The organism is Teichococcus wenyumeiae (genome assembly GCF_003696345.1).
Classification (GTDB): domain Bacteria; phylum Pseudomonadota; class Alphaproteobacteria; order Acetobacterales; family Acetobacteraceae; genus Pseudoroseomonas; species Pseudoroseomonas wenyumeiae.
Map to the genome: position 1 here is coordinate 35,244 of NZ_RFLX01000014.1, position 23,893 is coordinate 59,136.

At 69.5% G+C, this 23,893-nt stretch carries 21 protein-coding genes; 11 read left to right on the forward strand and 10 right to left on the reverse strand.

What is annotated here, in order from left to right; genetic code table 11:
- Positions 1-3 precede the first annotated feature (3 nt).
- Together EBE87_RS17550 and EBE87_RS17555 are read left to right on the forward strand one after the other, a co-directional pair.
- Positions 4-1,752 (forward strand): ABC transporter ATP-binding protein/permease, encoded by a 1,749-nt coding sequence (locus EBE87_RS17550; RefSeq protein ID WP_120636936.1) that lies wholly within the window; start codon positions 4-6, stop codon positions 1,750-1,752.
- Positions 1,749-2,594 carry a VOC family protein gene (locus tag EBE87_RS17555; protein ID WP_120636937.1) on the forward strand — a complete coding sequence of 282 codons (846 nt, stop codon included), beginning with the start codon at positions 1,749-1,751 and terminating at the stop codon, positions 2,592-2,594. The genes EBE87_RS17550 and EBE87_RS17555 overlap by 4 nt, the downstream gene beginning before the upstream one ends.
- Positions 2,595-2,598: 4 nt before the next feature.
- Here EBE87_RS17555 and EBE87_RS17560 read toward each other — a convergent pair whose 3' ends face one another.
- On the reverse strand, positions 2,599-3,303 hold the full coding sequence (locus EBE87_RS17560) for a GntR family transcriptional regulator (protein WP_120636938.1): 705 nt from the start codon (positions 3,301-3,303) through the stop codon (positions 2,599-2,601).
- Between the two features lie 172 nt (positions 3,304-3,475).
- Here EBE87_RS17560 and EBE87_RS17565 point away from each other — a divergent pair, with 172 nt between their 5' ends.
- Genes EBE87_RS17565 through EBE87_RS17575 form a run of 3 tightly spaced genes read left to right on the forward strand, consistent with a single transcriptional unit; the run spans position 3,476 to position 6,934 of the window.
- Positions 3,476-4,432, forward strand: a complete 957-nt coding sequence (locus tag EBE87_RS17565) for a 2-hydroxyacid dehydrogenase (protein ID WP_120636939.1) — start codon at positions 3,476-3,478, stop codon at positions 4,430-4,432.
- A 17-nt stretch (positions 4,433-4,449) separates the two neighbouring features.
- On the forward strand, positions 4,450-6,201 hold the full coding sequence (gene araD, locus EBE87_RS17570; protein ID WP_120636940.1) for an L-arabinonate dehydratase: 1,752 nt from the start codon (positions 4,450-4,452) through the stop codon (positions 6,199-6,201).
- 10 nt (positions 6,202-6,211) lie between these two features.
- Positions 6,212-6,934 carry a ribonuclease activity regulator RraA gene (locus tag EBE87_RS17575; RefSeq protein ID WP_120636941.1) on the forward strand — a complete coding sequence of 241 codons (723 nt, stop codon included), beginning with the start codon at positions 6,212-6,214 and terminating at the stop codon, positions 6,932-6,934.
- A 22-nt stretch (positions 6,935-6,956) separates the two neighbouring features.
- On the opposite strand, the gene EBE87_RS17580 is transcribed toward EBE87_RS17575, so the two are convergent.
- Positions 6,957-7,313 carry a nuclear transport factor 2 family protein gene (locus EBE87_RS17580; RefSeq protein WP_120636942.1) on the reverse strand — a complete coding sequence of 119 codons (357 nt, stop codon included), beginning with the start codon at positions 7,311-7,313 and terminating at the stop codon, positions 6,957-6,959.
- Between the two features lie 120 nt (positions 7,314-7,433).
- Between EBE87_RS17580 and EBE87_RS17585 the strand changes: the two genes are divergently transcribed.
- Both EBE87_RS17585 and EBE87_RS17590 read left to right on the forward strand, forming a co-directional pair.
- The gene (locus tag EBE87_RS17585) at positions 7,434-8,237 is read left to right on the forward strand and encodes a helix-turn-helix domain-containing protein (protein WP_120636943.1); all 804 of its coding nucleotides are present in this window, start codon (positions 7,434-7,436) and stop codon (positions 8,235-8,237) included.
- Positions 8,234-8,566 (forward strand): putative quinol monooxygenase, encoded by a 333-nt coding sequence (locus EBE87_RS17590; RefSeq protein WP_120636944.1) that lies wholly within the window; start codon positions 8,234-8,236, stop codon positions 8,564-8,566. The genes EBE87_RS17585 and EBE87_RS17590 overlap by 4 nt, the downstream gene beginning before the upstream one ends.
- On the opposite strand, the gene EBE87_RS17595 is transcribed toward EBE87_RS17590, so the two are convergent.
- Together EBE87_RS17595 and ggt are read right to left on the reverse strand one after the other, a co-directional pair.
- Positions 8,553-10,043: an amidase gene (locus tag EBE87_RS17595; protein ID WP_120636945.1), complete on the reverse strand. Its 1,491-nt coding sequence runs from the start codon at positions 10,041-10,043 to the stop codon at positions 8,553-8,555. The genes EBE87_RS17590 and EBE87_RS17595 overlap by 14 nt on opposite strands.
- A gap of 42 nt (positions 10,044-10,085) precedes the next feature.
- Positions 10,086-11,693: a gamma-glutamyltransferase gene (gene ggt, locus EBE87_RS17600; RefSeq protein ID WP_120636946.1), complete on the reverse strand. Its 1,608-nt coding sequence runs from the start codon at positions 11,691-11,693 to the stop codon at positions 10,086-10,088.
- Between the two features lie 148 nt (positions 11,694-11,841).
- Here ggt and EBE87_RS17605 point away from each other — a divergent pair, with 148 nt between their 5' ends.
- Together EBE87_RS17605 and gpt are read left to right on the forward strand one after the other, a co-directional pair.
- Positions 11,842-12,183, forward strand: coding sequence for a tRNA-binding protein (locus EBE87_RS17605; protein ID WP_120636947.1), 342 nt, complete (start codon positions 11,842-11,844; stop codon positions 12,181-12,183).
- 2 nt (positions 12,184-12,185) lie between these two features.
- On the forward strand, positions 12,186-12,668 hold the full coding sequence (gpt, locus tag EBE87_RS17610) for a xanthine phosphoribosyltransferase (protein WP_120636948.1): 483 nt from the start codon (positions 12,186-12,188) through the stop codon (positions 12,666-12,668).
- Between the two features lie 24 nt (positions 12,669-12,692).
- On the opposite strand, the gene EBE87_RS17615 is transcribed toward gpt, so the two are convergent.
- The 6 genes from EBE87_RS17615 to EBE87_RS17640 form a co-directional block, all read right to left on the reverse strand.
- Positions 12,693-13,685 carry a D-2-hydroxyacid dehydrogenase gene (locus EBE87_RS17615; protein WP_120636949.1) on the reverse strand — a complete coding sequence of 331 codons (993 nt, stop codon included), beginning with the start codon at positions 13,683-13,685 and terminating at the stop codon, positions 12,693-12,695.
- Between the two features lie 58 nt (positions 13,686-13,743).
- Positions 13,744-14,889 (reverse strand): beta/alpha barrel domain-containing protein, encoded by a 1,146-nt coding sequence (locus EBE87_RS17620; protein ID WP_233553070.1) that lies wholly within the window; start codon positions 14,887-14,889, stop codon positions 13,744-13,746.
- A gap of 8 nt (positions 14,890-14,897) precedes the next feature.
- A complete protein-coding gene (locus EBE87_RS17625) occupies positions 14,898-16,277 on the reverse strand; it encodes a class II 3-deoxy-7-phosphoheptulonate synthase (RefSeq protein WP_120636951.1) in 1,380 nt (459 codons plus the stop codon).
- A 123-nt stretch (positions 16,278-16,400) separates the two neighbouring features.
- Positions 16,401-17,354 (reverse strand): DMT family transporter, encoded by a 954-nt coding sequence (locus tag EBE87_RS17630; RefSeq protein ID WP_120636952.1) that lies wholly within the window; start codon positions 17,352-17,354, stop codon positions 16,401-16,403.
- A gap of 68 nt (positions 17,355-17,422) precedes the next feature.
- Entirely contained in the window at positions 17,423-19,009 is a 1,587-nt protein-coding gene (locus tag EBE87_RS17635; RefSeq protein ID WP_120636974.1) for an alkaline phosphatase D family protein, read from the reverse strand.
- A 58-nt stretch (positions 19,010-19,067) separates the two neighbouring features.
- Positions 19,068-20,519, reverse strand: a complete 1,452-nt coding sequence (locus EBE87_RS17640; RefSeq protein WP_120636953.1) for an N-acyl-D-amino-acid deacylase family protein — start codon at positions 20,517-20,519, stop codon at positions 19,068-19,070.
- Between the two features lie 161 nt (positions 20,520-20,680).
- Here EBE87_RS17640 and EBE87_RS17645 point away from each other — a divergent pair, with 161 nt between their 5' ends.
- Both EBE87_RS17645 and EBE87_RS17650 read left to right on the forward strand, forming a co-directional pair.
- Entirely contained in the window at positions 20,681-23,056 is a 2,376-nt protein-coding gene (locus EBE87_RS17645; protein WP_120636954.1) for a penicillin acylase family protein, read from the forward strand.
- Positions 23,057-23,086: 30 nt separating this feature from the next.
- Positions 23,087-23,890, forward strand: a complete 804-nt coding sequence (locus EBE87_RS17650; RefSeq protein WP_120636955.1) for an MBL fold metallo-hydrolase — start codon at positions 23,087-23,089, stop codon at positions 23,888-23,890.
- Positions 23,891-23,893: the final 3 nt, after the last annotated feature.

The following is a 23,893-nucleotide window of genomic DNA, read 5'->3' on the forward strand; positions in this document are numbered from 1 at the left end:
ACCATGCGCGGCCTGCTTTCCTTTCTCGGCGATGCCTGGGCACTGGCGCGGCCCTACTGGAACAGCGAGGAGAAATGGAAGGCGCGCGGGCTGCTCGCCGTCATCATCCTGCTGAACCTGGCGCTGGTCGGCATGAACGTGCTGCTGACCTACTGGCAGGCCTCCTTCTACGACGCGCTGCAGGAGAAGGACTTCACTGCCTTCAGCCAGCTGCTGCTCTGGGGCCACCGGCGTGAGGACGGCAGCTTCATGCCGGGCTTCTCCATCGTGGCCGCGCTGTTCATCGTGGTGGCGGTCTACCAGCTCTACCTCAACCAGGCGCTGCAGATCCGCTGGCGGCGCTGGCTGGTTGGCCACATGCTGCACGACTGGCTGGACCGCCACGCCTATTACCGCATGGGCCTGACCGAGGGCGGCGCCGACAACCCGGACCAGCGCATCGCCGACGACACGCGCCTCTACGTCAGCTCCACCCTTAATCTCGGGCTGGGGCTGATGAGCGCGGTGGTGACGCTGATATCCTTCATCTTCGTGCTCTGGGGCCTGTCGGGGCCCATGTCGGTCTTCGGCATCAATATTCCGGGCTACCTGGTCTGGGTGGCGCTGATCTATTCGGTGCTGGGCACCTGGCTGGCGCATCTGATCGGCCGCAAGCTGATCCGGCTGAACTTCAACCAGCAGCGCGTGGAAGCCGATTTCCGCTTCTCGCTGGTGCGCGTGCGGGAGAACATGGAAGGCATCGCGCTGCATGGCGGCGAGCCGCAGGAGGAAGCGGGGCTGCGCGAGCGTTTCGCGGCGGTGATGCAGAACTGGTGGGCCATCATGACGGCCACCAAGCAACTCACCTTCTTCACCGCCGGCTTCGGGCAGGTGGCGGTGATCTTTCCCTTTATCGTCGCGGCACCGGCCTATTTCGCCGGCCAGGTGGCGCTGGGCGCCCTGGTGCAGACCACGCGCGCCTTTGGCGAGGTGCAGGGCGCCATGTCCTGGGCCGTCACGGCCTATGACGACCTGGCCGCCTGGCGCGCCACGGTGGAGCGCTTGACCGGCTTCCACTTCGCCATGGTCGCCGCCCGCGCCGCCGCCGAGGAAGGGCCGCGCGTCGCCCCCGGCGCGGAGGATGCGCTGTCCGCCGAGAGGCTTCGCCTCGCCCTGCCCAATGGCCGCGTGCTGACCGAGGATGCCAGCCTGCGCGTGGCGCCCGGTGAGGCCGTGCTGATCACCGGCGCCTCCGGCAGCGGCAAGTCCACACTCTTCCGGGCCCTGGCCGGCATCTGGCCCTTCGGCAGCGGTGACATCCAGCAGCCGCGGGGCGAGGTGCTCTTCCTGCCGCAGCGCCCCTACATCCCGCTGGGCACGCTGAAGCGCGCCGTCTGCTACCCGCACGACCCCGCCGCCCATAGCAATGCCGAAGTGGCGGCGGCGCTGGAGAAGGCCGGGCTGGATGCCCTGGTGCCGCGTCTGGAAGAGGTCGATGCCTGGGACCGCCGCCTCTCCGGCGGCGAGCAGCAGCGGCTGGCCGTGGCGCGCGCCCTGCTGGTGAAGCCGCGCTGGCTCTTCCTGGATGAAGCCACGGCAAGCCTGGACCCGGCCGCCGAACGGACGCTCTATACCACCCTGCGGCGGGAGCTGCCGCAGGCCGCCATCCTGTCCATCGCGCATCGGCCGGCGGTGGCCGAATTCCATGACCGGGTGCTGCGGCTGGCTGATGGCAAGCTGGCGCCGGTCCAACCACAGGAGAGCCTCGCTTGAGCGCCATTCCCGCCCCCCGCTTCGACCATGTCGTGGTCTATGTGGAAGACCAGCTCGATGCCTCTGCCGAAACCTATGCCCGGCTTGGCTTTCACCTGACGGAGCGGGGGCACCATACGCTGGGCTCCTCCAACCACCTCGCGATCTTCGGCACCGACTATCTGGAACTGCTTGGCTACGAGCCGGCGCGGATCACGAAGGATTCCGTGCTCTGGAACATGCCGAAGGGCCTGGGCGGGCTGGTCTTCAAGCCGGGCCCCGATGCCGGCTTCCGCGACGCCATCGTCGCGCGCGGCGTGCCGGCCGAGCCTTCCCGCGAATTCAGCCGCCCGGTGGAACTGCCGGAAGGCACGCAGGATGCCAGCTTCCGCGTCACGCATCTGGCGCCCGAGGTAGCCTTCAACGGCCGCGTCTTCTTCTGCCACCACTTCACGCCGGAACTGGTCTGGCGGCCGGAATGGCAGAAGCATGCCAATGGCGTCACCGGCATCGCTGAATTCATCGTGGCGACGGCGGAGCCGGAACGCGCCGCCGCCCCCTACCGCAAGCTCTACGGCGATGCCGCCTTCAGCCCCGTGGATGGCGGCGTGGCCCTGCAGGCCGACCGTGGCCGCCTGCTGATCCTGACGCCCGAGGCCGCGCGCCGCCACCTGGGCGATGCCCTGCCGCCGCTGCCGGCCGATGGGCGGGATGCCATGGTGGGGCTGGTGCTGCGCACCTCCTCTCTGGCGCAGGCCCGGGCGGCGCTGCAGGCCGGTGGCGTGCCGGTGCGGGAGGAAGCCGGACGCCTGCTGGTTTCGGCGAAGGATAGCTTCGGGCTGGCCTTGGGCTTCGTCGAATAAGGCCTCAGCCGGGCGCGAAATAGTCCGGGTAATGCGCCCGCACTGCCGGAATGCGAGCGAAAGTGGCGGAGAAATGCTGCCGCAGCGCCGCCTCCACCGCCCGCGCATCGCCGGCCAGGATTGCCTGGACGATGTGCCGGTGCTCGGCCAGCACGGTCTCCATCTTGCCGGGGCCGGGCAGGTTCAGGCGCCGCAGCCGGTCCAGGTGGCCGCTGCGGCTGCGCACCAGGGCCCAGAGGCCCGGGATCTCCGCCGCTTCATAGAGCAGGGCATGGAAGGCATCGTCCGCCAGGGCAAAGCCTTCCTGCCCTAGCAGGCTTTCCTGCTCCGCCAGATGCGCTTCCAACCGCGCGCCCAGGTCGGGTGGCGGCGTGGCGGCCAGGTGCTGCCCGACCTCCAGCTCCACGGCCACCCGCAGGAAATGCGCCTGCCGGGCATTGTCCAGGTCGATGCGGGCGACATGGGTGGAGGCGCTGGGCACCACCGTCACCAGCCCTTCATCCTGCAGCCGTGTCAGCGCTTCTCGCACCGGGGTCTGGCTGACCCCGAGCTGCGCCGCCAGTTGCGCGCGGGAGAGCGGCATGCCCGGCGGCAGCGCCAGCGAGATGATGGCCTGCCGCAGATTGCAGAAGGCGATTTCGCCAGCCGACAGCCTGGGGCCGATCGGCGCCAGCAGGGCGTCTGCGGAAGGGCGAGAGGCGGCGGACATCAGGCACTTCTAGCCCAAACCAGCGAAATCCGAAATATCGGATACTTGTCTGACGACTTGGCCGGGTCTAGGAATCCATAAACAGGCCGCGCCGCAGGCGAGAGCCACTTGTTCAGGGGAGTATGGCCATGGCCGCACCGCGCTTTTCCATCGACATCCTGGTGCGCGCCCGGTGAGCGCGCGCGCCCGTGTCCTCCTCGCCCGCAAGGTGACACCCGCCGCCGAGGAGCGGGCCCGCCGCGACTTCGACACGCTGGTGGCCGATCACGACCTGAGCACGGATGAGGCCATCGAGGCCGCCGCGCGGCACCAGGCGGTGGCCATGGTGATCGGCGCTTCCGTGAAGCTGGATGCCGCCGCCGCCGCCCGGCTGCCGCATCATGTGAAGATCGTCGCCAATACCAGCGTCGGCTACGACCACATGGACGCCGAGGCCGTGAAGGCGCGCGGCATCATCGTGACCAATACGCCGGATGTGCTGACGGACTGCACCGCCGACCTCGCCTTCATGCTGCTGCTGGCCGCCTGCCGCCGCGCGCATGAATACGACGCGCTGATGCGCAAGGGCTGGCGCATCAAGACGGGCTTCAGTGAATGGCTGGGCATGAAGCCCAGTGGCAAGACGCTGGGCATCGTCGGCATGGGCCGCATCGGCCGTGCCATGGCGGACCGCGCCCGCGGCTTCGGCATGCGGGTCCTCTACCACAACCGCAGCCGCCTGCCGGCGGAGCTGGAGAAGGGTGCCGAGTATTTCGAGTCGATGGAAGCGATGCTGCCGCATTGCCAGATCCTCTCGCTGCACCTGCCCGCCGGCGGCGGCACGTTGATGACGCGCGAGGCCTTCGCCCTGCTGCCCAAGGGCGCCGTCTTCGTGAACACCGCGCGCGGCGCGCTGGTGGATGAGGATGCGCTGATCGAGGCGCTGAAGAGCGGCCATCTCTTCGCCGCCGGGCTGGACGTGTTCCGCAAGGAACCCGATTACGACACGCGTTTCGCCGAATTGCCGAATGTCTTCCTGACGCCGCACGTCGCCAGCGCCACGCAGGAGACGCGCGATGCCATGGCGATGCTGGCACTCGACAACGTGGCCGCCGTCTGTGCCGGCCGCCCTGCCCTCACCCCCGTCTGAACGGAAGCCCTGCCGTCATGACTGAATCGCCCCTGCCGAAAGTGAAGACCGTCGAGGAGTTCCGCAGCCGCCGCTGGTTCGGTCCCGCGGATCTCCGCTCCTTCGGCCACCGCTCCCGCGCCATGCAGATGGGCTACAGCCCGGAGGAATGGACCGGCAAGCCCGTCATCGCGATCATCAACACCTGGTCCGACCTGCAGCCCTGCCACTCGCATTTCAAGCAGCGGGTGGAGGATGTGAAGCGCGGCATCCTGATGGCCGGCGGCTTCCCGGTGGAACTGCCGGCGATCTCGGTGTCCGAGAGCTTCGTGAAGCCGACCACCATGATGTACCGCAACATGCTGGCCATGGAGACGGAGGAGCTGCTGCGCTCCCACCCCGTGGACGGCGCGGTGCTGATGGGCGGCTGCGACAAGACCACGCCGGGCCTGCTGCTGGGCGCCACCAGCATGAACATCCCGGCCATCTTCCTGCCCGCCGGCCCCATGCTGCGCGGCAACTGGCAGGGCAAGTTCCTCGGCTCCGGCTCCGATTCCTGGAAGTACTGGGATGAGTTGCGCGCCGGCAAGATCACGGACCAGGACTGGCTGGCGGTCGAGGGCGGCATCGCGCGCTCCTACGGCACCTGCATGACCATGGGCACAGCCTCCACCATGACGGCCATCGCGGAAGCGGTGGGCATGGTGCTGCCGGGCGGTTCCTCCATGCTGGCGGCCGATGCCGGGCATATCCGCCTGGCGAGCGAGAGCGGCCGCCGCATCGTGGACATGGTCTGGGAAGACCTGACGCCGCAGAAGATCCAGACCAAGCCGGCCTTCGAGAACGCCATCGCCGTCGCCATGGCGATGGGCTGCTCCACCAATGCCATCATCCACCTGATCGCCATGGCGCGCCGCGCCGGGCAGGAGATCGGGCTGGATGATTTCGAGCGCTACAGCCGCAAGGTTCCCGTCATTGGCAATGTCCGGCCTTCCGGCAATGCCTATCTGATGGAGGATTTCTACTACGCCGGCGGCATCAAGGCGCTGATGAACCGGATCACGGAACATCTCGACCTTTCCTGCCTCACCTGCACCGGCCGCACGCTGGGCGAGAATATCGCCGGCGCCAAGGTCCATAACGACGACGTCATCCGCACCACGGACAACCCCATCTACGGCGAAGGCTCCCTGGCCGTGCTGAAGGGCAACCTGGCGCCCGATGGCTGCGTCATCAAGCCCGCCGCCATGGACCAGCGCTTCCTGAAGCATTCAGGCCCCGCCGTGGTCTTTGACGACTACCCCAGCATGAAGAAGGCGGTGGACGACGAGAACTACCCCTTCACGCCCGACACCGTGATGGTGCTGCGCAATGCCGGCCCGCAGGGCGGCCCAGGCATGCCGGAATGGGGCATGCTGCCGATGCCGAAGAAGCTGCTGAAGGAAGGCTACCGCGACATGATGCGCATGTCCGATGCGCGCATGTCCGGCACCTCCTACGGCGCCTGCGTGCTGCATGTGGCGCCGGAAAGCTGGATCGGCGGCCCGCTGGCGCTGCTGCGCACCGGCGACATCGTCGAGATGGACGTGGATGCCCGCAGCATCAACATGCTGGTCTCCGAGGAAGAGCTGGCCAAGCGCCGCGCCGAATGGAAGGCGCCGGAGGAGCGCTTCGGCCGTGGCTATGGCTGGATGTTCACCAAGCATATCCAGCAGGCCAATGAAGGCTGCGACTTCGACTTCCTGAAGACCGATTTCGGCCGCCCGGTCGATGAACCCGTGATCTACTGAGGCACCGAACATGGCCCTGAACCCCGATACGCGCACCAAGCTGAAGACCGTCAGCACCGCGACGCTCGCCACCGCGCTCTACAAGCGCGGCTTCCGCAACCAGATGATCCAGGGCGTGCAGCCGGTGGGCGGCAAGGCCAAGCCGGAGACCATGGTGGGCGAGGCCTTCACGCTGCGCTACATGCCGGCGCGCGAGGACCTGAACCAGCTCTCCGTCTTCCGCGACCGTGGCCATCCGCAGCGCAAGGCGGTGGAGGAATGCCCGCCCGGCGCCGTGATGGTGATGGACAGCCGCAAGGACCCGCGCGCGGCCTCCGCCGGCGGCATCCTGGTGACGCGGCTGATGGTGCGCGGCGTGGCCGGCGTGGTGACCGATGGCGGCTTCCGTGACTCTGCCGACATCGCCGCGATGGACATCGCGGCCTTCCACACCCGCCCTTCCGCCCCCACCAACCTGACGCTGCACCAGGCGATCGACATCAATGTGCCGATCGGCTGCGGCGACGCGCCGGTGTTTCCTGGCGACGTGATCGTGGGCGACGCCGATGGCGTCATCGTCATCCCCGCGCATCTGGCCGACGAGATCGCGGCGGAGGCGGTGGACATGACCGCCTTCGAGGATTTCGTGCAGGAGAAGGTGGGCGGCGGCCAGAGCATCCTCGGCCTCTATCCGCCGACCGACGAAAGCAACCTCGCCGTCTTCGAGGCCTGGCGGAAGGAGAAGGGGCGCTAAGCGCCACCTCTCCCACCCGTCCTCAGGCCGCATCCAGGAAGCCGATCACCTCCCGGATGCGGCCTTCGGCATCCAGCCGCAGCACATCGAAGCCCCGCGCCACCGGCGCGCTACCCTGCGGCGCCAGCGTCCAGGAAAAGCGCAGGAAGGGGCCATGCCCGTCCGGCGGGCCTTCCAGCGTGAAGCCATGGCCGGGGAAGCTGCCCCGCGCCGTCTCGATCATCTGCGCGATGCGCTCGCGCCCCTCCGCCTGCATCAGCGGGTCGGCATAACGGGCATCCTCGCTCCATCCCTCCGCCAGCAATGCCTGCCGCCGTGCCAGGTCGGCTTCGTTCCAGGCGTCGAGATAGGCTGCGGCGATGGCCTTGGGGTCGTGCATGGCGTCTCTCCCTGCTGGCCGGGCAAGGCGCCCGGCGGCCGCATCTGAGAGCTTCCGCCGCAGCGGCGCGATAACCTCGGAGGTCATGGCCGCGCGGCACACGATGGCTAGACTGCCGGCATGTCCACCACCACCGCCCCCACCCTTCCACCGGCCGGCCACCTGCTGCGGGAATGGCGCCAGCGCCGCAAGCGCAGCCAGATGGACCTGGCCCTGGATGCGGAAGTCTCCACCCGGCACCTGAGCTATGTGGAAACCGGCCGCGCCTCGGCCAGCCGGGAGATGCTGCTGCGGCTGGCCGAGCATCTCGACATGCCGCTGCGCCAGCGCAACCTGCTGCTGATGGCGGGCGGCTTCGCGCCGCATTACCCGGAGCGGCCCTTGCAGGCGCCGGACATGGCGGCGGCCCGCAGCGCGGTGGAAGCCATCCTGAAGGGGCACGAGCCCTTCCCTGCCCTGGCGGTGGACCGGCACTGGCACCTCCTGGCCGCCAATGCCGCCCTGGCACCCATGATGCAAGGTGCTGCCGCCCGGTTGCTGGAACCGCCCGTCAACGTGCTGCGCCTGAGCCTGCACCCGGAAGGGCTGGCGCCGCGCATCGAGAACCTGCCGGAATGGCGCGCGCATCTGCTGGAACGGCTGCGGATGCAGGTGGAGCGTTCCGGGGACGCGGAACTGGCGGCGCTGCAAGCCGAACTCGCCGCTTATCCCTGCCCTGCTGGGCCGCAAGCGGTCACCGGCGGCATCGCGGTGCCGCTGCGCATCCGCGTGCCGGGAAAGGCGCGGGCGCTGAGCTTCCTGTCCACCACCACCGTCTTCGGCACACCGGTGGACATCACCTTGGCGGAACTGGCGTTGGAATGCTTCTACCCGGCCGATGACGCCACACGGCAAGCCCTGACCATGGAGGCCCGAAGGCCATGAGCGTCGTCTACGAAATCCGCTTCACCGTGCGGCCCGAGGCACTGGGGCGCTTCACCACGCTGTTGAACGGCGTGCTGGATGCCATGCGGGCGGAAGCCGGCTTCCGCAACGCCGTGCTGCACCGGGACCCGCAGGACCCCTGCCGCTTCATGCTCTACGAAACCTGGGCGGATCATCAGGAGGTGGTGGAGGTGGAGATCCACCGTCCCTACCGCGCCGAATGGCACGCGGCGCTGCCGGAGATCCTGGCAGCGCCGCGCGAAGTCTCGGTCTGGCAGCCGCTGCGTGCCGATGGGCTCGGCGCGCAGCCCGCGCTCAGTCGAAGCTGAGGAAGCCCGGCATGCCGGAGATCGGCGGGGCCGCGCGCAGCTTCGCGAGGTCCGGCACCGGGCGGGCCAGGGTGGCATCGCCTTCCACCGCCGCCTCAATGGCCGCCGCCACCGCCACCACCAGCGCATCGCCGCCACGCGGGCCGACGATCTGCAGGCCGAAGGGCATCCCCGCCTTGTCCACTCCCAGCGGCAGGCTGATGGCCGGGTGGCCCACCAGCGTTGCCGCATAGGCGGTGGCCAGCCAGTGGAAGTAGCTCTTGGTCGGAACGCCGTCGATTTCGGCCGGATACAGCTCGCTCCAGAGACGGGGCGAGATGGTCATGGCCGGCGAAATGATCACATCCACGCCGCTGTCGAAGAATTCCTGCCAGCGGCGGTACATCTGCGTCTGCAAGACGCTGGCGCGCGCCACATCAGCGGCGGAATAGCCCCAGCCTTCCTCGACATTGGCCCGGACGTTCGGGCCGACGCAGTTGGGGTCCTTCTTCACCCGGTCGTTGAAGCCGGCCAGGAAGGACACGGCGCGCAGGATGGCGAAGGCCTCGTCGGCGCCCGAGCAATCCGGCGTCCGCTCCTCCGCCGAGGCAAAGAGCGGCGCGAGCGCGGCGGCGCGGGAGGCGAAGACCTCGCGGATATGCCGGTCGGTCGGCGCGAAGCCGAAATCCGGCGTGACGGCGACGCGGAGGCCGGAAAGGTCCACCGCCGCATCCCAGGTCATGCCGCGCCGGACATCGACATCCGGCAGGGTATAGGCCAGCGGGTCCACGCCCTCGTCCCCCGCCATCGCGGAAAGCATCAGCGCCAGGTCGGCGGTGTTGCGCGCCATGGGGCCGAGCACGGAAAGGCCGGACCAGCCCAGCGCGCGCCGGCTGTTGGGCACCAGCCCCGGGCTGGGGCGGAAGCCCACGATGCCGTTGAAGGCCGCCGGGTTGCGCAGGGAGCCGCCGGTATCGGAACCGCTGGCCAGCGGCACCATGCCCACCGCCAGCGCCACGCCCGAACCGCCGGAGGAACCGGCGGCCGAGCGCGTCGGGTCGAAGGGATTGCCCGTAGCGCCATAAACGGCGTTGCGGGTATTGGCCCCCGCGCCGAATTCCGGCGTGTTGGTCTTGCCCAGAATGATGCCGCCGGCATCCCGCAGGTCGGCCACATGGTGGTCGTCCTTGTCGGGCACGTTGTCCTTGAACATCGGGCTGCCGAAGGTGGTGACCAGCCCCGCGGTGGAGTCCAGGTCCTTGATGCCCAGCGGCAGGCCGTGCAGCGCGCCCAGAAGGTCGCCGCGCATCACGGCGGCCTCGGCCTCCTTCGCGCTGGCGCGGGCGGCTTCCTCGTCCATCGCCACCATGGCGTTGACGGCGTGGTTCACCTCCCCCACGCGCTTGATGCAGGATTCCAGCAGCTCGACCGGCGAAAGCTTCTTGGTGCCGATCATCTGCCGCGCCTGCACGGCGGAGAGGTCGCAGGGCTCAGTCATGCGGGGCAAGTCCTCAATGGTCTCGGGAAGTCGCGGCCGGGCTCAGTAGCCCAGCGCACAGCCGTCCTTGCGCGGGTCGGAACCACCCACCAGCACACCGCGCTCGCGGTCGATCAGGATGGCCTGGCCACCGCCATGCGGCTTGTCCATCAGTTCCGGCACATGGCCCATGCGGCTGAGCTGGTCGATGACGGAAGCGGAGATGCCGCGTTCCACCTGCAACTTGCCGGCATAGGGGAAGAGGCGCGGCAGATCGAGCGCCGCCTGCACATCTAACCCGTATTCGAAGTGGTTGGACAGGAACAGCGTCTGGCCCATCGGCTGGAAGTGGCCGCCCATGACACCATAGGGCATCAGCGGCTGGCCGTTCTTCATCACCATGCCGGGGATGATGGTGTGCATCGGGCGCTTGTTGGGTGCGATGCAGTTGGGGTGGCCTTCCTGCAGCCGGAAGCCGAAGCCGCGGTTGTGCAGCATCACGCCGCTCCGCTCGGCCAGGATGCCGGAGCCGAAGCTCTCGAAGAGCGAGTTGATGAAGGAGCAGACATTGCCCTCCTCATCCACCACGCAGAGATAGACGGTGTCGCGGTGCACCGGCAGCAGCTCGGCCAGCCCGGCCGGCGGCAGTTCCCGCATGGCGCGGGTGTCGTCGATGATGGCGCGCAGCTGGGCGGTGTATTCGTCCGAGACCAGCCTGGCCACCGGCACATCGGCCTGGGACGGGTCGGCCAGGAAGGCGTCGCGGTCGCGATAGGCCAGGCGGGCGACTTCCGTGTGCCGGTGCAGGCGGGTAGCGGACAGCGGGCCGCCGGAGGGCGTCTCCATCCCGCCCAGCACGCCGAGCATCGAAAGCACCAGCACGCCGGAACCGTTCGGCGGGCACTGGAAGATGTCCAGGCCCTTCCAGCGCGCCTGGATCGGCTCGACGAACTCGGCCGCGTCCAGGCCATTGGCGAAGTCTTCAAGCGTGTGGCTGCCGCCGGCCTCGCGCAGCGCCGCCACCATGTCGGCCGCGATCTCGCCCTCGTAGAAGGCGCGGGCGCCTTCATTGCCGATGGCGCGCAGCGTGCGGGCCAGGGCCGGCTGGCGGAACATGTCGCCGATCTGCAGCGGCTGGCCGTTCTTCAGGAAGTGGCGGGCCGTCGCCTCGCGCTTGCGCAGCTTGGGCGCCGCCGTTTCCCAGTCCGAGGCCACGCGCGGATGCACCGGGTGGCCTTCCTCCGCCAGCCGGATGGCGGGCGCCAGGATGCGGTCCATCGGTGTGCGGCCATAGGCGGCGTTCAGCTTCGCCCAGGCGGAGACAGCACCCGGCACCGTGACGGAATGGGCCGAGGTCGCGTCCATGGCCGTGAGCCCGTCGGCCCGCAGCCGCTCCGGCGTGGCGCCGGCCGGCGCGCGGCCGGAGCCGTTCATGGCCACCACCTTGCCCTGGCCCGCCGGCACATAGAGGCAGAAGCAGTCGCCGCCGATGCCGGTCGATTGCGGCTCCACCACCGCCAGCACGGCGGCGGCGGCGATGGCGGCATCCAGCGCATTGCCGCCCGACCGCAGGATGTCGATCGCCGTCAGGGTCGCCGCAGGCATGGAGGTCGCGGCCATGCCGCGCGTGGCGAGGACGGGGCTGCGGCCAGGGGAGTGGAAATCGCGCATCAGGATTCTCTCGGGGCAAAAAAGCGGTACCGGTCGGGTCGAACGCTGACACGGTAGAGCCGCCACGTCCATCCACCCCGCTCCCCTCTTCGTCATCCCTTCGCCCATACCTCTTCCTCCCCGGGCGGGGACGCGCTATCCGGAACAGATGAGCAGCACCGCGACGATCCAGGATTTCGACCGCCTCGATATCCGCGTCGGCACCGTGGTCGATGCCCAGCCACTGGAAGGCGCGCGCAAGCCCGCCCTGGCGCTGGAGATCGACCTGGGGCCGGAGATTGGCATCAGGCGCTCCTCTGCACAGATCACGGTGCATTACGCGCCGCTCAAGCTGATCGGCCGGCAGGTGCTCTGCGTCGTTAACTTCCCACCCCGCCGGATCGCTGGCTTCGAGAGCGAGGTTCTCACCCTCGGCCTACCGGATTCAGATGGCGAGGTGGTCCTTATTCGCCCCGATATCGCCGTACCCAACGGCGGCAGGATGTTTTGACCATGGCGCCCCGCTACTACGTCGTTTCCTGGGACCAGCTTCATCGCGACAGCAAGGCGCTGGCCTGGCGCCTGATGGAGAAGACCCCGCTGAAGGGCATCGTCGCCATCACGCGCGGCGGGCTGATCCCGGCCGCCATCGTGGCGCGCGAGCTGGATTGCCGGATGATCGAGAGCACCTCCATCATCACCTATGATGAGGAAGTGAAGGGCGAGCCGGTCGTGGCCAAGCCCCCCGCCGCCGCTGGCGACGGCGAGGGCTGGCTGGTGCTCGACGACCTGGTGGACACCGGCACCACCCTGAAGGTGGTGCGCAAGCTGCTGCCCAAGGCGCATTACGCCACGGTCTATGCCAAGCCCGCAGGCAAGCCGCTGGTCGATACCTTCGTGACCGAGGTGAGCCAGGACACCTGGATCCTCTTCCCCTGGGATACCGAGCAGCAGTTCGTGCCGCCCATCGCCAAGGCCGCCGCCGCCGGCAAGTAAGGCGGCGCGCGGCCCGGCGGGGGCTCAGTACCCCCGCCGCGTGTCGATCCGCTGTGGCATCGGCTGGCCGTCCCGCATGGCGCGCAGGTTGCGGAACAGCACGTCCAGGCTGTTGTCGTTGTAGGTCGTCGGGTCATCCGCCGACATATGCGGCGTGATCAGCAGGTTGGGCGCGGTCCAGAGCCGGTGCCCGGCCGGCAGCGGCTCCTGCGACGCCACGTCGGTGATGGCGCTGGCCAGATGGCCGGATTCCAGCGCGTCGCACAGCGCATCCTCGTCCCACACCGGCCCGCGGGCGATGTTGAAGACCCTGGCGCCACGCGGCAGCAGCGCGAAGCGGCGCGCATCCATCAGTCCGCGCGTTTCCGGCGTCAGCGGGCAGGCCAGCACCAGGAACTCGGCTTCCGGCAGCACCTCGTCCAGCGCATCCTGGCCCACCACGCGGGCACAGGCCGGGTGCGGCGCCGGCCGGCCGCGCACACCGATGACGGTCATGCCGAACTGCGCCGCGCGCTCCGCGATGGCGCCGCCCAGCGAGCCCAGCCCCACCACGCAGACCGTCCGCCCCGCCAGCACCGGGCCGAAGCGCGGCGCCCAGACCTGCTTCACCTGGTCCTGCGCGAAGGTCGGGATGTGGTTGGCCAGCATCAGCAGCGCCATCAGGCCGAATTCGCCGGCCTTGGCGGCATGGGTGCCGCTGTTGTTCAGCAGCGCCACGTCCTCCGGCAGCCAGTCGAAGGGCATCAGGCGGTCCACGCCGGCGGAGGTGCAGAAGACCACCTTCAACTGCGGGGCGGCGGCGGGCAGCGTGCCGGGCTTGAAGTCGCGCGCCAGCAGCTTGGTCCAGGTGACCAGCACATCCGCCTGCGGCAGCGCGGCCTGACGGCCGGCCTCGTCATCGGCGAAGCTGGCCTCGGTGCCGGCGAAGTCGGGGTGGCGAGCCAGGGCGGCCTGCCACTGGGCCGGCGTGATGGCGAAGAGGGCGTCGCCCTCGGGATTCTGGATATGGATACGCATGGCCGGCAGCCTCCCGGCGGGGGCGGATGGCGTCAAGCCACCCACCCCCGCGCGGGGCTCAATTGCCGCGCTTGCGGGCGCCGTTCTTCCGCAGCAGGAACTCGCGCCCGATCTTCACCCGCGCCTGCCCGTCGTAATTGACGATATCGGCGGTGGCGTAGGTCTCGCTCCAGGTATTGGGAATGAAGCTGCCGGTGCCGACCACGTCGATCGGCGCCCGCGCCTCGCTCATCACCCGACACTTGGTCACCCCGAAGCCGGAGGACGCGACGATGCCGACCTTGGGGAAGCCGGCCTCGTCCAGCGCTTCCCGCATCCGCCAGACGGCGGCGGCGGAAACGCCGGTGCCGACCAGATGGCGCAGTTCCGTCTCGGAGCGGTAGCGGCGGATGGCGCCGGGGGCGTGGCGCTCCAGCACCGCGTAGGATTCCGCCGGGTCCAGCCCTTCCAGGAAGCGGCCGCCATGGGTGTCCAGCCGCACCGACAGCCGCCCCGCCGCCGCGAGGTCCTTGAAGTGGCGAGCGACTTCCAGCCCGTCCGTGACCTCCCGCCCGAAGTAATCGACGAGGACGGTGAGGTTGTCCTCCGGATAGGTCTCGTGGAACATCTCGGCGGCGCGCAGCGTGCTGCCGGCGTAGCCGATCAAAGCATGCGGCATGGTGCCGAAGCCCCGCGCATTGCCGAACCAGTGGGAGGTGACATCGGTGGCATTGCCGATGAAGCCCTTCGCCCCTTCCCGCTTGGCGGCGGCGGAGCCGACAGCGGCGGCATAGCCCATCATCTCCTGCATCTCGGCGCCGGCGCAGTGCCGGGCTTCCATGGCCAGGAAGGCGGCGCCCGGCAGTTCCAGGCACATCTGATAGGCGTTATGCGCCGCGACGCAGGCCGGGCCGAGCTTCTGGAGGTAGAGCGTCTCCAGATCCGCGAGCTGCGTGAAGGCGCCGGTGATGTAGAGGATCGGGTCACCCGCCCCCACCCACTCGCCTTCCTTGTGCATCAGCTCGACATCGATCTGCGTGCCGCGTTCGGCGGCGATGGTCGAAAGCCACTCCATCACCAGCCGGGGCGCCGAGACAACCGGGCGGCGCAGAAACACCGCGTAGGTGACGCGGCAATCGCCGAAGCGCGCCACGATCTGCTTGGTCCGGTTGAAATAGACGTCCGTATGGCTGGCGATATCCGCTTCCACCGGCAGCGGCGGCATCGCTCCCATCACTGGGCGGCGATCAAGGGGAACTGGCTACCCTCCGGACGGCGGGCCTTCAGCTCCTCCGCCACCAGGAAGGCCAGCTCCAGCGCCTGCTCGGCGTTCAGGCGCGGGTCGCACTGGGTGGCGTAGTTGGCGGCAAGGTCCGCTTCCTTCAGCCCATGCGCGCCACCGAGGCATTCGGTGACGTCGTTGCCCGTCATCTCGACATGCACGCCGCCGGGCCAGGTGCCGGCCTCGCCATGCGCGTCGAAGAAGCCGCGCACCTCGGTCAGGATGCTGTCGAAGGAACGGGTCTTGTAGCTGCCGGCGGTATGCGTGTTGCCGTGCATGGGGTCGCAGATCCAGACCACCTCGCGCCCGGCATCGCGCACCGCGCGCAGCAGCGGCGCCAGCTTCTCGGCCACCTTCTGGGCACCCATGCGGGTGATCAGCGTCAGGCGGCCGGGCTCGTTGGTCGGGTTCAGGATCTCCGTGAGCCGCACCAGCTCAGAGGCATCCGTGGTCGGGCCGACCTTCAGGCCCAGCGGGTTCTTCACGCCGCGCAGGAACTCAACATGCGCGCCGTCCGGCTGCCGCGTGCGATCGCCGATCCAGAGGAAGTGGGCGGAGCAGGCGTACCAGTCGCCGGTGGTGGAATCCACGCGGGTCAGCGCTTCCTCATAGGGCAGCAGCAGCGCCTCGTGGCTGGTGTAGAACTCGGTCTCGCGCACCTGCGGCGCCTCGCTCATGCCGCAGGCGGCCATGAAGCGCAGCGTCTCGTCGATGCGGGCGGCCAGATCCTGGTAGCGCTCCGCCAGCGGGGAGCGGGCGACGAAGCCCAGGTTCCAGCGGTGCACCTGATGCAGGTCGGCATAGCCGCCGGTGGCGAAGGCGCGCAGCAGGTTCAGCGTGCCGGCCGACTGCATATAGGCGAATTCCATCCGCGACGGCTCGGGCAGCCGTGCCTCGGCGGAGAATTCGGGGCCGTTGATGATGTCGCCGCGATAGGAAGGCAGCGTCACGCCATCCAGCGTCTCGGTATCCGACGAACGCGGCTTGGCGAACTGCCCGGCCATGCGGCCCAGCTTCACCACCGGCAGCCCGCCGCCGAAGGTCAGCACCACCGCCATCTGCAGCAGCACCCGGAAGGTGTCGCGGATGGTATTGGCGTTGAAGTCCGAGAAGCTTTCGGCGCAGTCGCCGCCCTGCAGGATGAAGGCCTTGCCCTGCCCGGCCGCGGCCAGGGCCTTCTTCAGGCGCCGGGCCTCGCCGGCAAACACCAAAGGCGGAAAGCCGGCGAGCTTCGCCTCCATCGCCTTCAGCTTCACCGTGTCCGGATAATCTGGCACCTGCCGAATCGGCATTTCGCGCCAGCTCCCGGGCTGCCACCCGCGCACCGTCATGACCTCAGGTTTCCTCGTTCAAACCATAGTGGCATGCACGATAGACCGATGGCGGGGCGCAGGGCTACCGCACTTGCGCAATAATGGCGCGGAGCAGCCTTGCGGCCCGGCGCCGTCTGTGCCTCAGCCCGGCCGGCTGCGCGGAGCCAGGGCGCCGCTGGCGGCTACCACCCCGGCGATGATCAGGGCGCAGCCCAGCAGCTCCGGCCAGCCTGGAACCTCACCCAGCAGCAGCACCGCCACCGCCACAACCGTGGCCGGCGTCAGGGCGGTGATGGCGGAGGTGCGGGCGGCGCCCAGGTGCCGCACTGCCGTGGTGAAGGTGATCAGCGCTACCACCCCGGCCATCACCCCTTGCACCAGCACCTGGCGGAGCAGCACTGGCGTGGGCGTGGCCTGATAGGCGGCCCAGATCTCCCCGGCCGCGAAGGGCAGCAGCAGCACCACGGACCAGAGGCCGACGAAAGCCGCCGCCTCGGTGCCCGTCAGCCCGCTGCGGCGGAAGAAGACCGTGTAGACGGACCAGGACAACGCGGCGCAGAGGATCAGCAGATGCCCGCGCCAGCCGCCGCCCGCGAGGTCCAGCAGGCCGGAGCCGGTGATGGCCACCACGCCAGCCGTGATCAGCAGGATGCCGGCGGCGCGGATGCCGCCGATCCGCTCCCGGAACACCAGGCTGGAAAGAAGGGCGATGAACATCGGCAGGTTGCCGGTCAGCAGCGGCCCGGCCTCCGCCGCCGGGGCGAAGCGCAGCCCGTAGAGCACGCAGAACTGGTAGGGCAGCCCGGCGGCCAGCAGCCCCAGCAGCGCCAGCTTCGGCGCCCGGCGCGGAACCAGGCGGATGCGCCACCACCAGGGCGACAGCAGCAGCGCGGCTGTGCCAAAGCGCACCAGCGCCAGCAGCGCCGGGCTCAGCGGCCGGGCGCCGCCCATGGCGAAGCGGCTGCCGATGATCCAGGTGGTCCACATCGCCACCGTCAGCAGCGCCGCCACCAGCCCGGTCCGAAAGGATGGCGTGAAGGCGCGGCTGGCCGCGGCGGGCGCGGGCTCGGCGATGAAAGAGGTTCCAGGGGGCAATGGGACAGCCTTACTGCCGTTTCTTCCGCTTCCCTAGCCTAGCGCCGGGGCGGCTGGAACCCCTGCCCTTAGGCCGGCTGCGGCCCGGGGCGCCCGGCCTCCACCACGAAGCGCGCCCGGTCCTCCCGCGCCGCGCCGGGGGTCGAGACCTGCGCCACGGCGCGGAAGGTGGCGGTGAAACTGTCCCGCGACACCTCGTGCAGGGTGTAGCCGCGCCGGTTGTTGGTGAAGGCGAGATGCGGGTTGCGCGCCAGTTCCCGCGCGCTGGACGGCCGTGACTCGGACCCGTCGCCGCCGGAGGAGATGGAGGTGGCGGTGAATTCGGTGCCTGTCGCCGGGCTGTCCTCCCGATCGTAGTCGGGGCGCAGGGTGCCGGCCAGGGCCATGTGCACATCGCCCGAGGCCACTACCAAATTCGGCACGCCTTGCAGCGCCTCCAGCACCCGGCGCCGGGCGGCGGGGTAGCCGTCCCACTTGTCCATCGGCAGGCGCGGCACAGTGTCCTGGCCGGAATCCACCCGCAGCATCGGCACCTGCTGCGCCAGCAACTGCCAGCGCGCCTCGCTGCGGCCCAGCCCTTTGGCCAGCCATTCCTGCTGCGCCGGGCCGATCATCTGCGCCGCCGGGTCCTGCTGCGCGGCGCAGGCGGGCTTCACGCCATCTCCGCAAGGCTGGTCGGTGCGGAAGGAGCGGGTGTCGAGCACCGCGATATCCAGCAGCCGCCCGTAGCGCAGGGCACGATAGGCCTCGATCTCCGGCCCGCGCGGCAACTGGGCGCGGCGCAGCGGCATATGCTCGTACCAGGCCTGGAAGGCGGCCTGCTTGCGCAGGGCGAAGATTTCCGGCGGCACGGCGGGGCGGTTGGGGTTGCTGCCGTCGTCCTGGCTGAACGGACCGGCCCAGTTGTTCTGCACCTCATGGTCGTCGAAGGAGGGCAGGAAGGGATGCGCCGCATGGGCCGCCGCCAGATCGGGGTCGAGCTTATAGAGCGCGTAGCGGGCACGGTATTCGTCCAGCGACAGCGGCTCCGGCCCGTTGTGCGGGCGGATGGCGCTGGCGCTGCGGCCGGATTCATAGATGTAGTCGCCGTAGTGGAAGACGAAGTCGAGGTCCTCTTCCTCCGCCACATGGCGCCAGGCGGTGTAGAGCCCCTGCTGGTAGTTCTGGCAGCCGGCATTGACGAAGCGCAGTTTCGCCGGGGTAGCATCCACCGCTGGCGCCGTGCGGGTGCGCCCGGTGGGCGAAAGCCATTCCCCCAGGCGGAAGCGGTAGAAATACGCGCGGCCGGGTAGCAGCCCGCCGACCTCGGCATGCACCGCATGCGCCAGTTCCGGCCGCGCCAGTTCCTCCCCCGTGGCGGCGATGGCGGTGAAGCCGGGGTCTTCCGCCACCTCCCAACGCACCGGGATGGCGGCGCGTGGCATGCCGCCGCCCGCCAGCGGCTCCGGCGCCAGCCGCGTCCAGAGCACCACGCCATCCGGCCAGGGGTCGCCAGAGGCGACGCCCAGGGTGAAGGGGTCGCGCGGCAGGGCAGGCGCCGCCAGGGCATGGCGGGCGGAGGGCGGCTGCAAGGCGGCCAGGGCCGCCATGCCGAGCCCGCTGCGCAACAGGCCGCGGCGGGAGTGTTCCAGGATGTGACGGGCGGCGCTGTCCATGCCGCCCATCCTGCCATGCTTCAGCCTGACGGAGGATGAAGCGCGGATGACATCCCGCTCAGCGGCCGCGCGTCACCAGCCGGCCGGGCTTCGCGCCCGTCGCCTTGCCCTCGGCGAAGGAGAGCACGCCATTGGCCCAGACCTGCTCGATGCCCAGGCTCATCTGCACCGGGTTCTCGAAGGTGGCGTTGTCGATGACGGTGTTCGGGTCGAACAGCACGAGGTCGGCAAAGGCGCCCTCGCGGATCACGCCGCGGTCCACCATGCCGAAGACCTGGGCGCAGCGGCCGGTCATCTTGTGCACCGCCGTCTCCATGTCGAAGAGGCCAAGCTGGCGGGAATAGAAGCCCAGCACGCGCGGGAAGGTGCCCCAGAGGCGCGGATGCGGCTTGGCGTCATGCGGCAGGCCGTCGGAGCCGATCATGGAGAGCGGGTGGCGCATGATGCGGCGCACATCCTCCTCGTCCATCTGGAAGGTAACGGCGCCGGCGGGCAGCAGCCGCTCGGCGGCGCCGCGCATGTCGGTGTTCCAGCCGCGCGCGATCTCGGACAGATCGCGGCCCGCCATCTCCGGGTAAGGCACGGACCAGCTGATCAGCACGCGGGTATCCCCCCGCACCTTCTCCGGCATCAGCACGGTGGAGCCGGCAGGATAGGGATACATGTCGAAAGCGACTTCCTGCATGGAAGCGGCGGCCTCGATCAGCGCCAGGGTCTGCACGCTGCGGCCGTAATTCTCCGGCATCGAGCACTTGTGATGGCTGATATGGACCGGTAGGCCCAGCCGCGTGCCGATGCGCAGCGTCTCCTCGATCGAGGCCAGGACATGGTCGGCCTCGTCGCGCATGTGGCTGGTGTAGAGGCCGTTGGTGGTCTTCAGCGCCTCACCGACCGCGATCACCTCCTCGGTCGTCGCGGCCTTGTTCAGCGGGTAGTAGAGGCCGGTGGAGAAGCCCGAGGCACCCTCGGCCAGCGACTGCTTCAGCCGCGCATGCATGCGGTGGATCTCGACGTCCTTGGCGGGGCGGTGCACGTCGCCATTCATCGCCTCCACCCGCAGCGTCTGGTGGCCGACCAGGGCATAGGTATTCACCTCGCTGCCCTGCTTCTTCAGCGCGTCGGCATAGTCGCCGAAGCTGTCGAAGGTCCACCACTGCTCATCGCCCAGCAGGTCCAGCGGCGCCGGCGGGCGCTTGGCGGTGTGGCGCATGGGCGCGAGGCTGATGCCGCAATTGCCCACCACCACCGTCGTCACGCCCTGGCTGATCTTGCAGAGCGTGCAGGCCGGGCCGCAGAGCACGGCGCGGTCGTCATGCGTGTGCGAGTCGATGAAGCCGGGCGCGATGGCCTTGCCGGTGGCGATGATCTCGCGGTCCGCGCTGGCGCCGCCGAGGTCGCCCACCGCCACGATGCGGTCGCCGGTGACACCGACATCCCCCAAGCGCCGGGGCGCGCCGGTTCCGTCGAAAATCGTGGCATCGCGGATGATGGTGTCGCAGCGCAGCGCCATGGCAGGCAGTCCTCAGGTCACACAGGAGGCGCGGATCATGCATCGGGGATGCCGGTTGATCCAGCCGCCAAGCCACAATTGGGCCGCCAGGCGCGGATTGCGCATCTCTCCCCTGCCCCCTAGCCTGCCGCCCGCCTACAGACACCGGGAAGACTCACCCCATGACCGAAGCCACGCCCCCCACCGCCACGCGGGAAACGATCACGCTGGAGGGCCTGAAGGCCCCCGCCAGCATCGTGGTGGACCGCTGGGGCGTGCCGCACCTGCGCGCGGAATCCGAGGCCGACCTCTGGTTCATCCAGGGCTTCAACGCGGCGCGGGACCGGCTTTGGCAGATCGACCTCTGGCGCAAGCGCGGCCTGGGGCTGCTGGCGGCCGATTTCGGCCCCGGCTACCTGGCGCAGGACCGCGCCGCGCGGCTGTTCCTGTATCGCGGCGACATGGATGCCGAATTCGCCGCCTATGCGCCGGATGCGCGCGCGATCTGCGGTGCCTTCGCCGCCGGCATCAACGCCTATGTCGATCTCTGCGCGCGGGAGCCCGAGCGGCTGCCGCCCGAATTCGCGCAGATGGGCACCAGGCCCGCGCACTGGGCCGCCGATGACGTGGTGCGCATCCGCACCCATACCCTGACGCGCAACGCGCTTTCCGAGGTCATCCGCGCCATCGTGCTGGCCCGCGCCGACCTCGCCACCGACCTGCTGCGCAAGGACATCGAGCCGATGCGCGAGCCGATCCGGCCGGAAGGCCTGGACCTCGGCAGCCTGGAGATCACCTGCCTCGATACCTTCAAGCTCGCCACGGCGGCGGTGACCTTCAGCCCGGAGCGCCTCGCCGCGCCGCTGGAGGACTGGCGCCGCTGGACCCAGGTGGCCGACAATGGCGAGGTGATGCGCAAGGCCGAGATGGAAGGCTCCAACAACTGGGCCGTGCATGGCAGCCGCACCGAGAGCGGCCGCCCCATCCTGGCCAGCGACCCGCACCGCGCCCATGCCGCGCCCGGCCTGCGCTACATCGTTCACCTCGAGGCACCGGGCTTCAACGCCATCGGCGCTGGCGAGCCGGCGGTGCCCGGCATCTCCATCGGCCATAACGGCACGGCGGCCTTCGCCCTGACCATCCATGGCGCCGACCAAGAAGACGTCATGGTCTATGAGACCATCGGCGACGGCAGCAGCTATCGCTACGGCGACGGCTACGAGCCGATGATCGAGGAGATGGCCGAGTTCACCGTGATGGGGCAGGAGACGCAGAGCCTGCCGCTGCGCTTCACGCGCCACGGCCCCATCATCGCCGAGGCGCCGGGCCGCGCCGTCGCCGTCCGCACTGTCTGGTCGCTGCCGGGTTCCGCGCCCTATCTGCGCAGCCTGACCGGCATGCGTGCCACGACGCTGGAGGATTACGCGGCGGCGATGCGCGGCTGGGGCACGCCCTCGGTCAACCAGATCTATGCCGATACTTCCGGCACCATCGCCTGGATGCCCGCCGGCTACGCGCCGCAGCGCCCCAACTGGGACGGCCTGCTGCCCATGCCGGGCGATGGCCGCTACGAATGGTCCGGCCTGCTGGACCCGGCGGAATACCCCACCATCGTCAATCCGCCGGAAGGCTTCGTCGCCTCCGCCAATGAGCTGAACCTGCCGGCGGACTGGCCGCACGAGCAGAAGATGTTCGGCTTCGAATGGACCGAGGCTTCCCGCGCCCGCCGCATCCGCGAAGTGCTGGGGCGGATCGGCATCAATGAGCAGCCGCTGCACCGCGTGGAGGATTCGGCGGCGCTGCAGACGGATGTTCTGTCCATCCCCGCGCGGCGGCTCTGCGCGCTGCTGCTGCGCCTGCCGCGCAGCGGCGCGGCGCCGGAACTCTGGGCGGCGCTGACGCTGCTGGAGGAATGGGACCACCAGCTTCGCGCCAACAGCGCCGCCGCCGCGCTCTTCGAGGTCTTCCTGGCGAAGTTCCTGAAGCCGCGGATGCTGGAGGCACTGGTGCCCGATGCCTCTCTGCGCCCGCTGCTGCTGCCGCAGGACAATGAAGCGCTGCTGCGCGCGCTGGAGCAGCCCGACAGCCGCTTCGGCACCGACCCGGCGGCGGGGCGCGACGCGCTGCTGGCAAGCTGCCTGACCGATGCTTTCCGCGATTGCGAGAAGCGCATGGGCTCCTCCCCCTCCGGTTGGGAATGGGGCAAGCTGCACCACGGTTATTTCCAGCACGCGCTTTCCGGCCTGCCGGATGCGCCGGCGCATCTGGATGTCGGGCCGCTGCCGGTGGGTGGCAGCGCCTCGACGCCGATGCACACCGGCTACCGCCCCAGCGACTTCCGCGCCATGTACGGCGCCTCCGTGCGGCTGGTGATGGATGTCGGCGAGTGGGACAAGAGCATCGCCATCAATGCCCCGGGCCAGTCGGGCGACCCGCGCTCCCCGCATTACGCGGACCTGGCGCCGAGCTGGTCGCGCGGCGCCTATGTGCCGCTGCTGTATTCGCGCGAAGCGGTGGACGCGATGGAGATGCAGCGGATCGAGCTGATCCCCGGCTGACCAGCCAGACCGGCGGGAAAGGAGGAGCGGATGACGATCTTTCTTTGCAAGGCCTGCGGCACCTCCTACCCGGATGCGCCGCAGCCCCCCGCCCATTGCCCCATCTGCGAGGATGAGCGGCAATATGTTCCCGCCAGCGGCCAGGCCTGGATCTCGCGCGAGGCATTGGCCGAGGGCCATGTGAATGCCTGGCGCCAGCACGAACCCGGCCTGCTGAGCGTGCAGACCATGCCTGCCTTCGCCATCAACCAGCGCGCCTTCCTGCTGCGCACGCCCGCCGGGAATGTCCTGTGGGACTGCATCGCGCTGCTGGATGACGCGACGAAGGAACTGGTGCACGGCCTGGGCGGGGTGCGGGCCATCGCCATCTCCCACCCGCATTACTACACCACGATGCAGGACTGGGCCGCCGCCTTCGGCGCCACGATCCACCTACATGCCGCCGACCGCGAATGGGTGATGCGCCCCGATCCCGCCATCCACTTCTGGGACGGCGAGACGCTGGAGATCCTGCCCGGTGTCACGCTGATCCGCGCCGGCGGGCATTTCGCCGGCGGCACCGTGCTGCACTGGGCAGGCACGGAGGATGGCGCGGGCGCGCTGCTGCCGGGCGACATTGTGCAGGTGGCGCCGGGCGCGCGCCGCGTGTCCTTCATGTGGAGCTACCCCAACATGATGCCCCTGCCCGCCGCCGAAATCCGCCGCGTGGCGGCGCGGCTGGCGCCCTGGCGCTACGGCCGCATCTACGGCGCCTTCAAGGGGCAGGAAGTGCTGGCGGATGGGCCGGAGATCGTGGCCCGCTCCGCCGCCCGGTATATCGAACTGCTGGGCTAGGGA

Coding starts and splice junctions, on each gene's coding strand:
- EBE87_RS17550 (WP_120636936.1), top strand. CDS start 4: ATGCGCGGCCTGCTTTCCTTTCTCGGCGATGCCTGGGCACTGGCGCGG.
- EBE87_RS17560 (WP_120636938.1), bottom strand. CDS start 3,303: ATGTCCGCCGCCTCTCGCCCTTCCGCAGACGCCCTGCTGGCGCCGATC.
- araD (WP_120636940.1), top strand. CDS start 4,450: ATGACTGAATCGCCCCTGCCGAAAGTGAAGACCGTCGAGGAGTTCCGC.
- EBE87_RS17575 (WP_120636941.1), top strand. CDS start 6,212: ATGGCCCTGAACCCCGATACGCGCACCAAGCTGAAGACCGTCAGCACC.
- EBE87_RS17580 (WP_120636942.1), bottom strand. CDS start 7,313: ATGCACGACCCCAAGGCCATCGCCGCAGCCTATCTCGACGCCTGGAAC.
- EBE87_RS17585 (WP_120636943.1), top strand. CDS start 7,434: ATGTCCACCACCACCGCCCCCACCCTTCCACCGGCCGGCCACCTGCTG.
- EBE87_RS17590 (WP_120636944.1), top strand. CDS start 8,234: ATGAGCGTCGTCTACGAAATCCGCTTCACCGTGCGGCCCGAGGCACTG.
- EBE87_RS17595 (WP_120636945.1), bottom strand. CDS start 10,043: ATGACTGAGCCCTGCGACCTCTCCGCCGTGCAGGCGCGGCAGATGATC.
- ggt (WP_120636946.1), bottom strand. CDS start 11,693: ATGCGCGATTTCCACTCCCCTGGCCGCAGCCCCGTCCTCGCCACGCGC.
- EBE87_RS17605 (WP_120636947.1), top strand. CDS start 11,842: ATGAGCAGCACCGCGACGATCCAGGATTTCGACCGCCTCGATATCCGC.
- gpt (WP_120636948.1), top strand. CDS start 12,186: ATGGCGCCCCGCTACTACGTCGTTTCCTGGGACCAGCTTCATCGCGAC.
- EBE87_RS17615 (WP_120636949.1), bottom strand. CDS start 13,685: ATGCGTATCCATATCCAGAATCCCGAGGGCGACGCCCTCTTCGCCATC.
- EBE87_RS17620 (WP_233553070.1), bottom strand. CDS start 14,889: ATGCCGCCGCTGCCGGTGGAAGCGGATATCGCCAGCCATACGGACGTC.
- EBE87_RS17625 (WP_120636951.1), bottom strand. CDS start 16,277: ATGACGGTGCGCGGGTGGCAGCCCGGGAGCTGGCGCGAAATGCCGATT.
- EBE87_RS17635 (WP_120636974.1), bottom strand. CDS start 19,009: ATGGACAGCGCCGCCCGTCACATCCTGGAACACTCCCGCCGCGGCCTG.
- EBE87_RS17640 (WP_120636953.1), bottom strand. CDS start 20,519: ATGGCGCTGCGCTGCGACACCATCATCCGCGATGCCACGATTTTCGAC.
- EBE87_RS17645 (WP_120636954.1), top strand. CDS start 20,681: ATGACCGAAGCCACGCCCCCCACCGCCACGCGGGAAACGATCACGCTG.
- EBE87_RS17650 (WP_120636955.1), top strand. CDS start 23,087: ATGACGATCTTTCTTTGCAAGGCCTGCGGCACCTCCTACCCGGATGCG.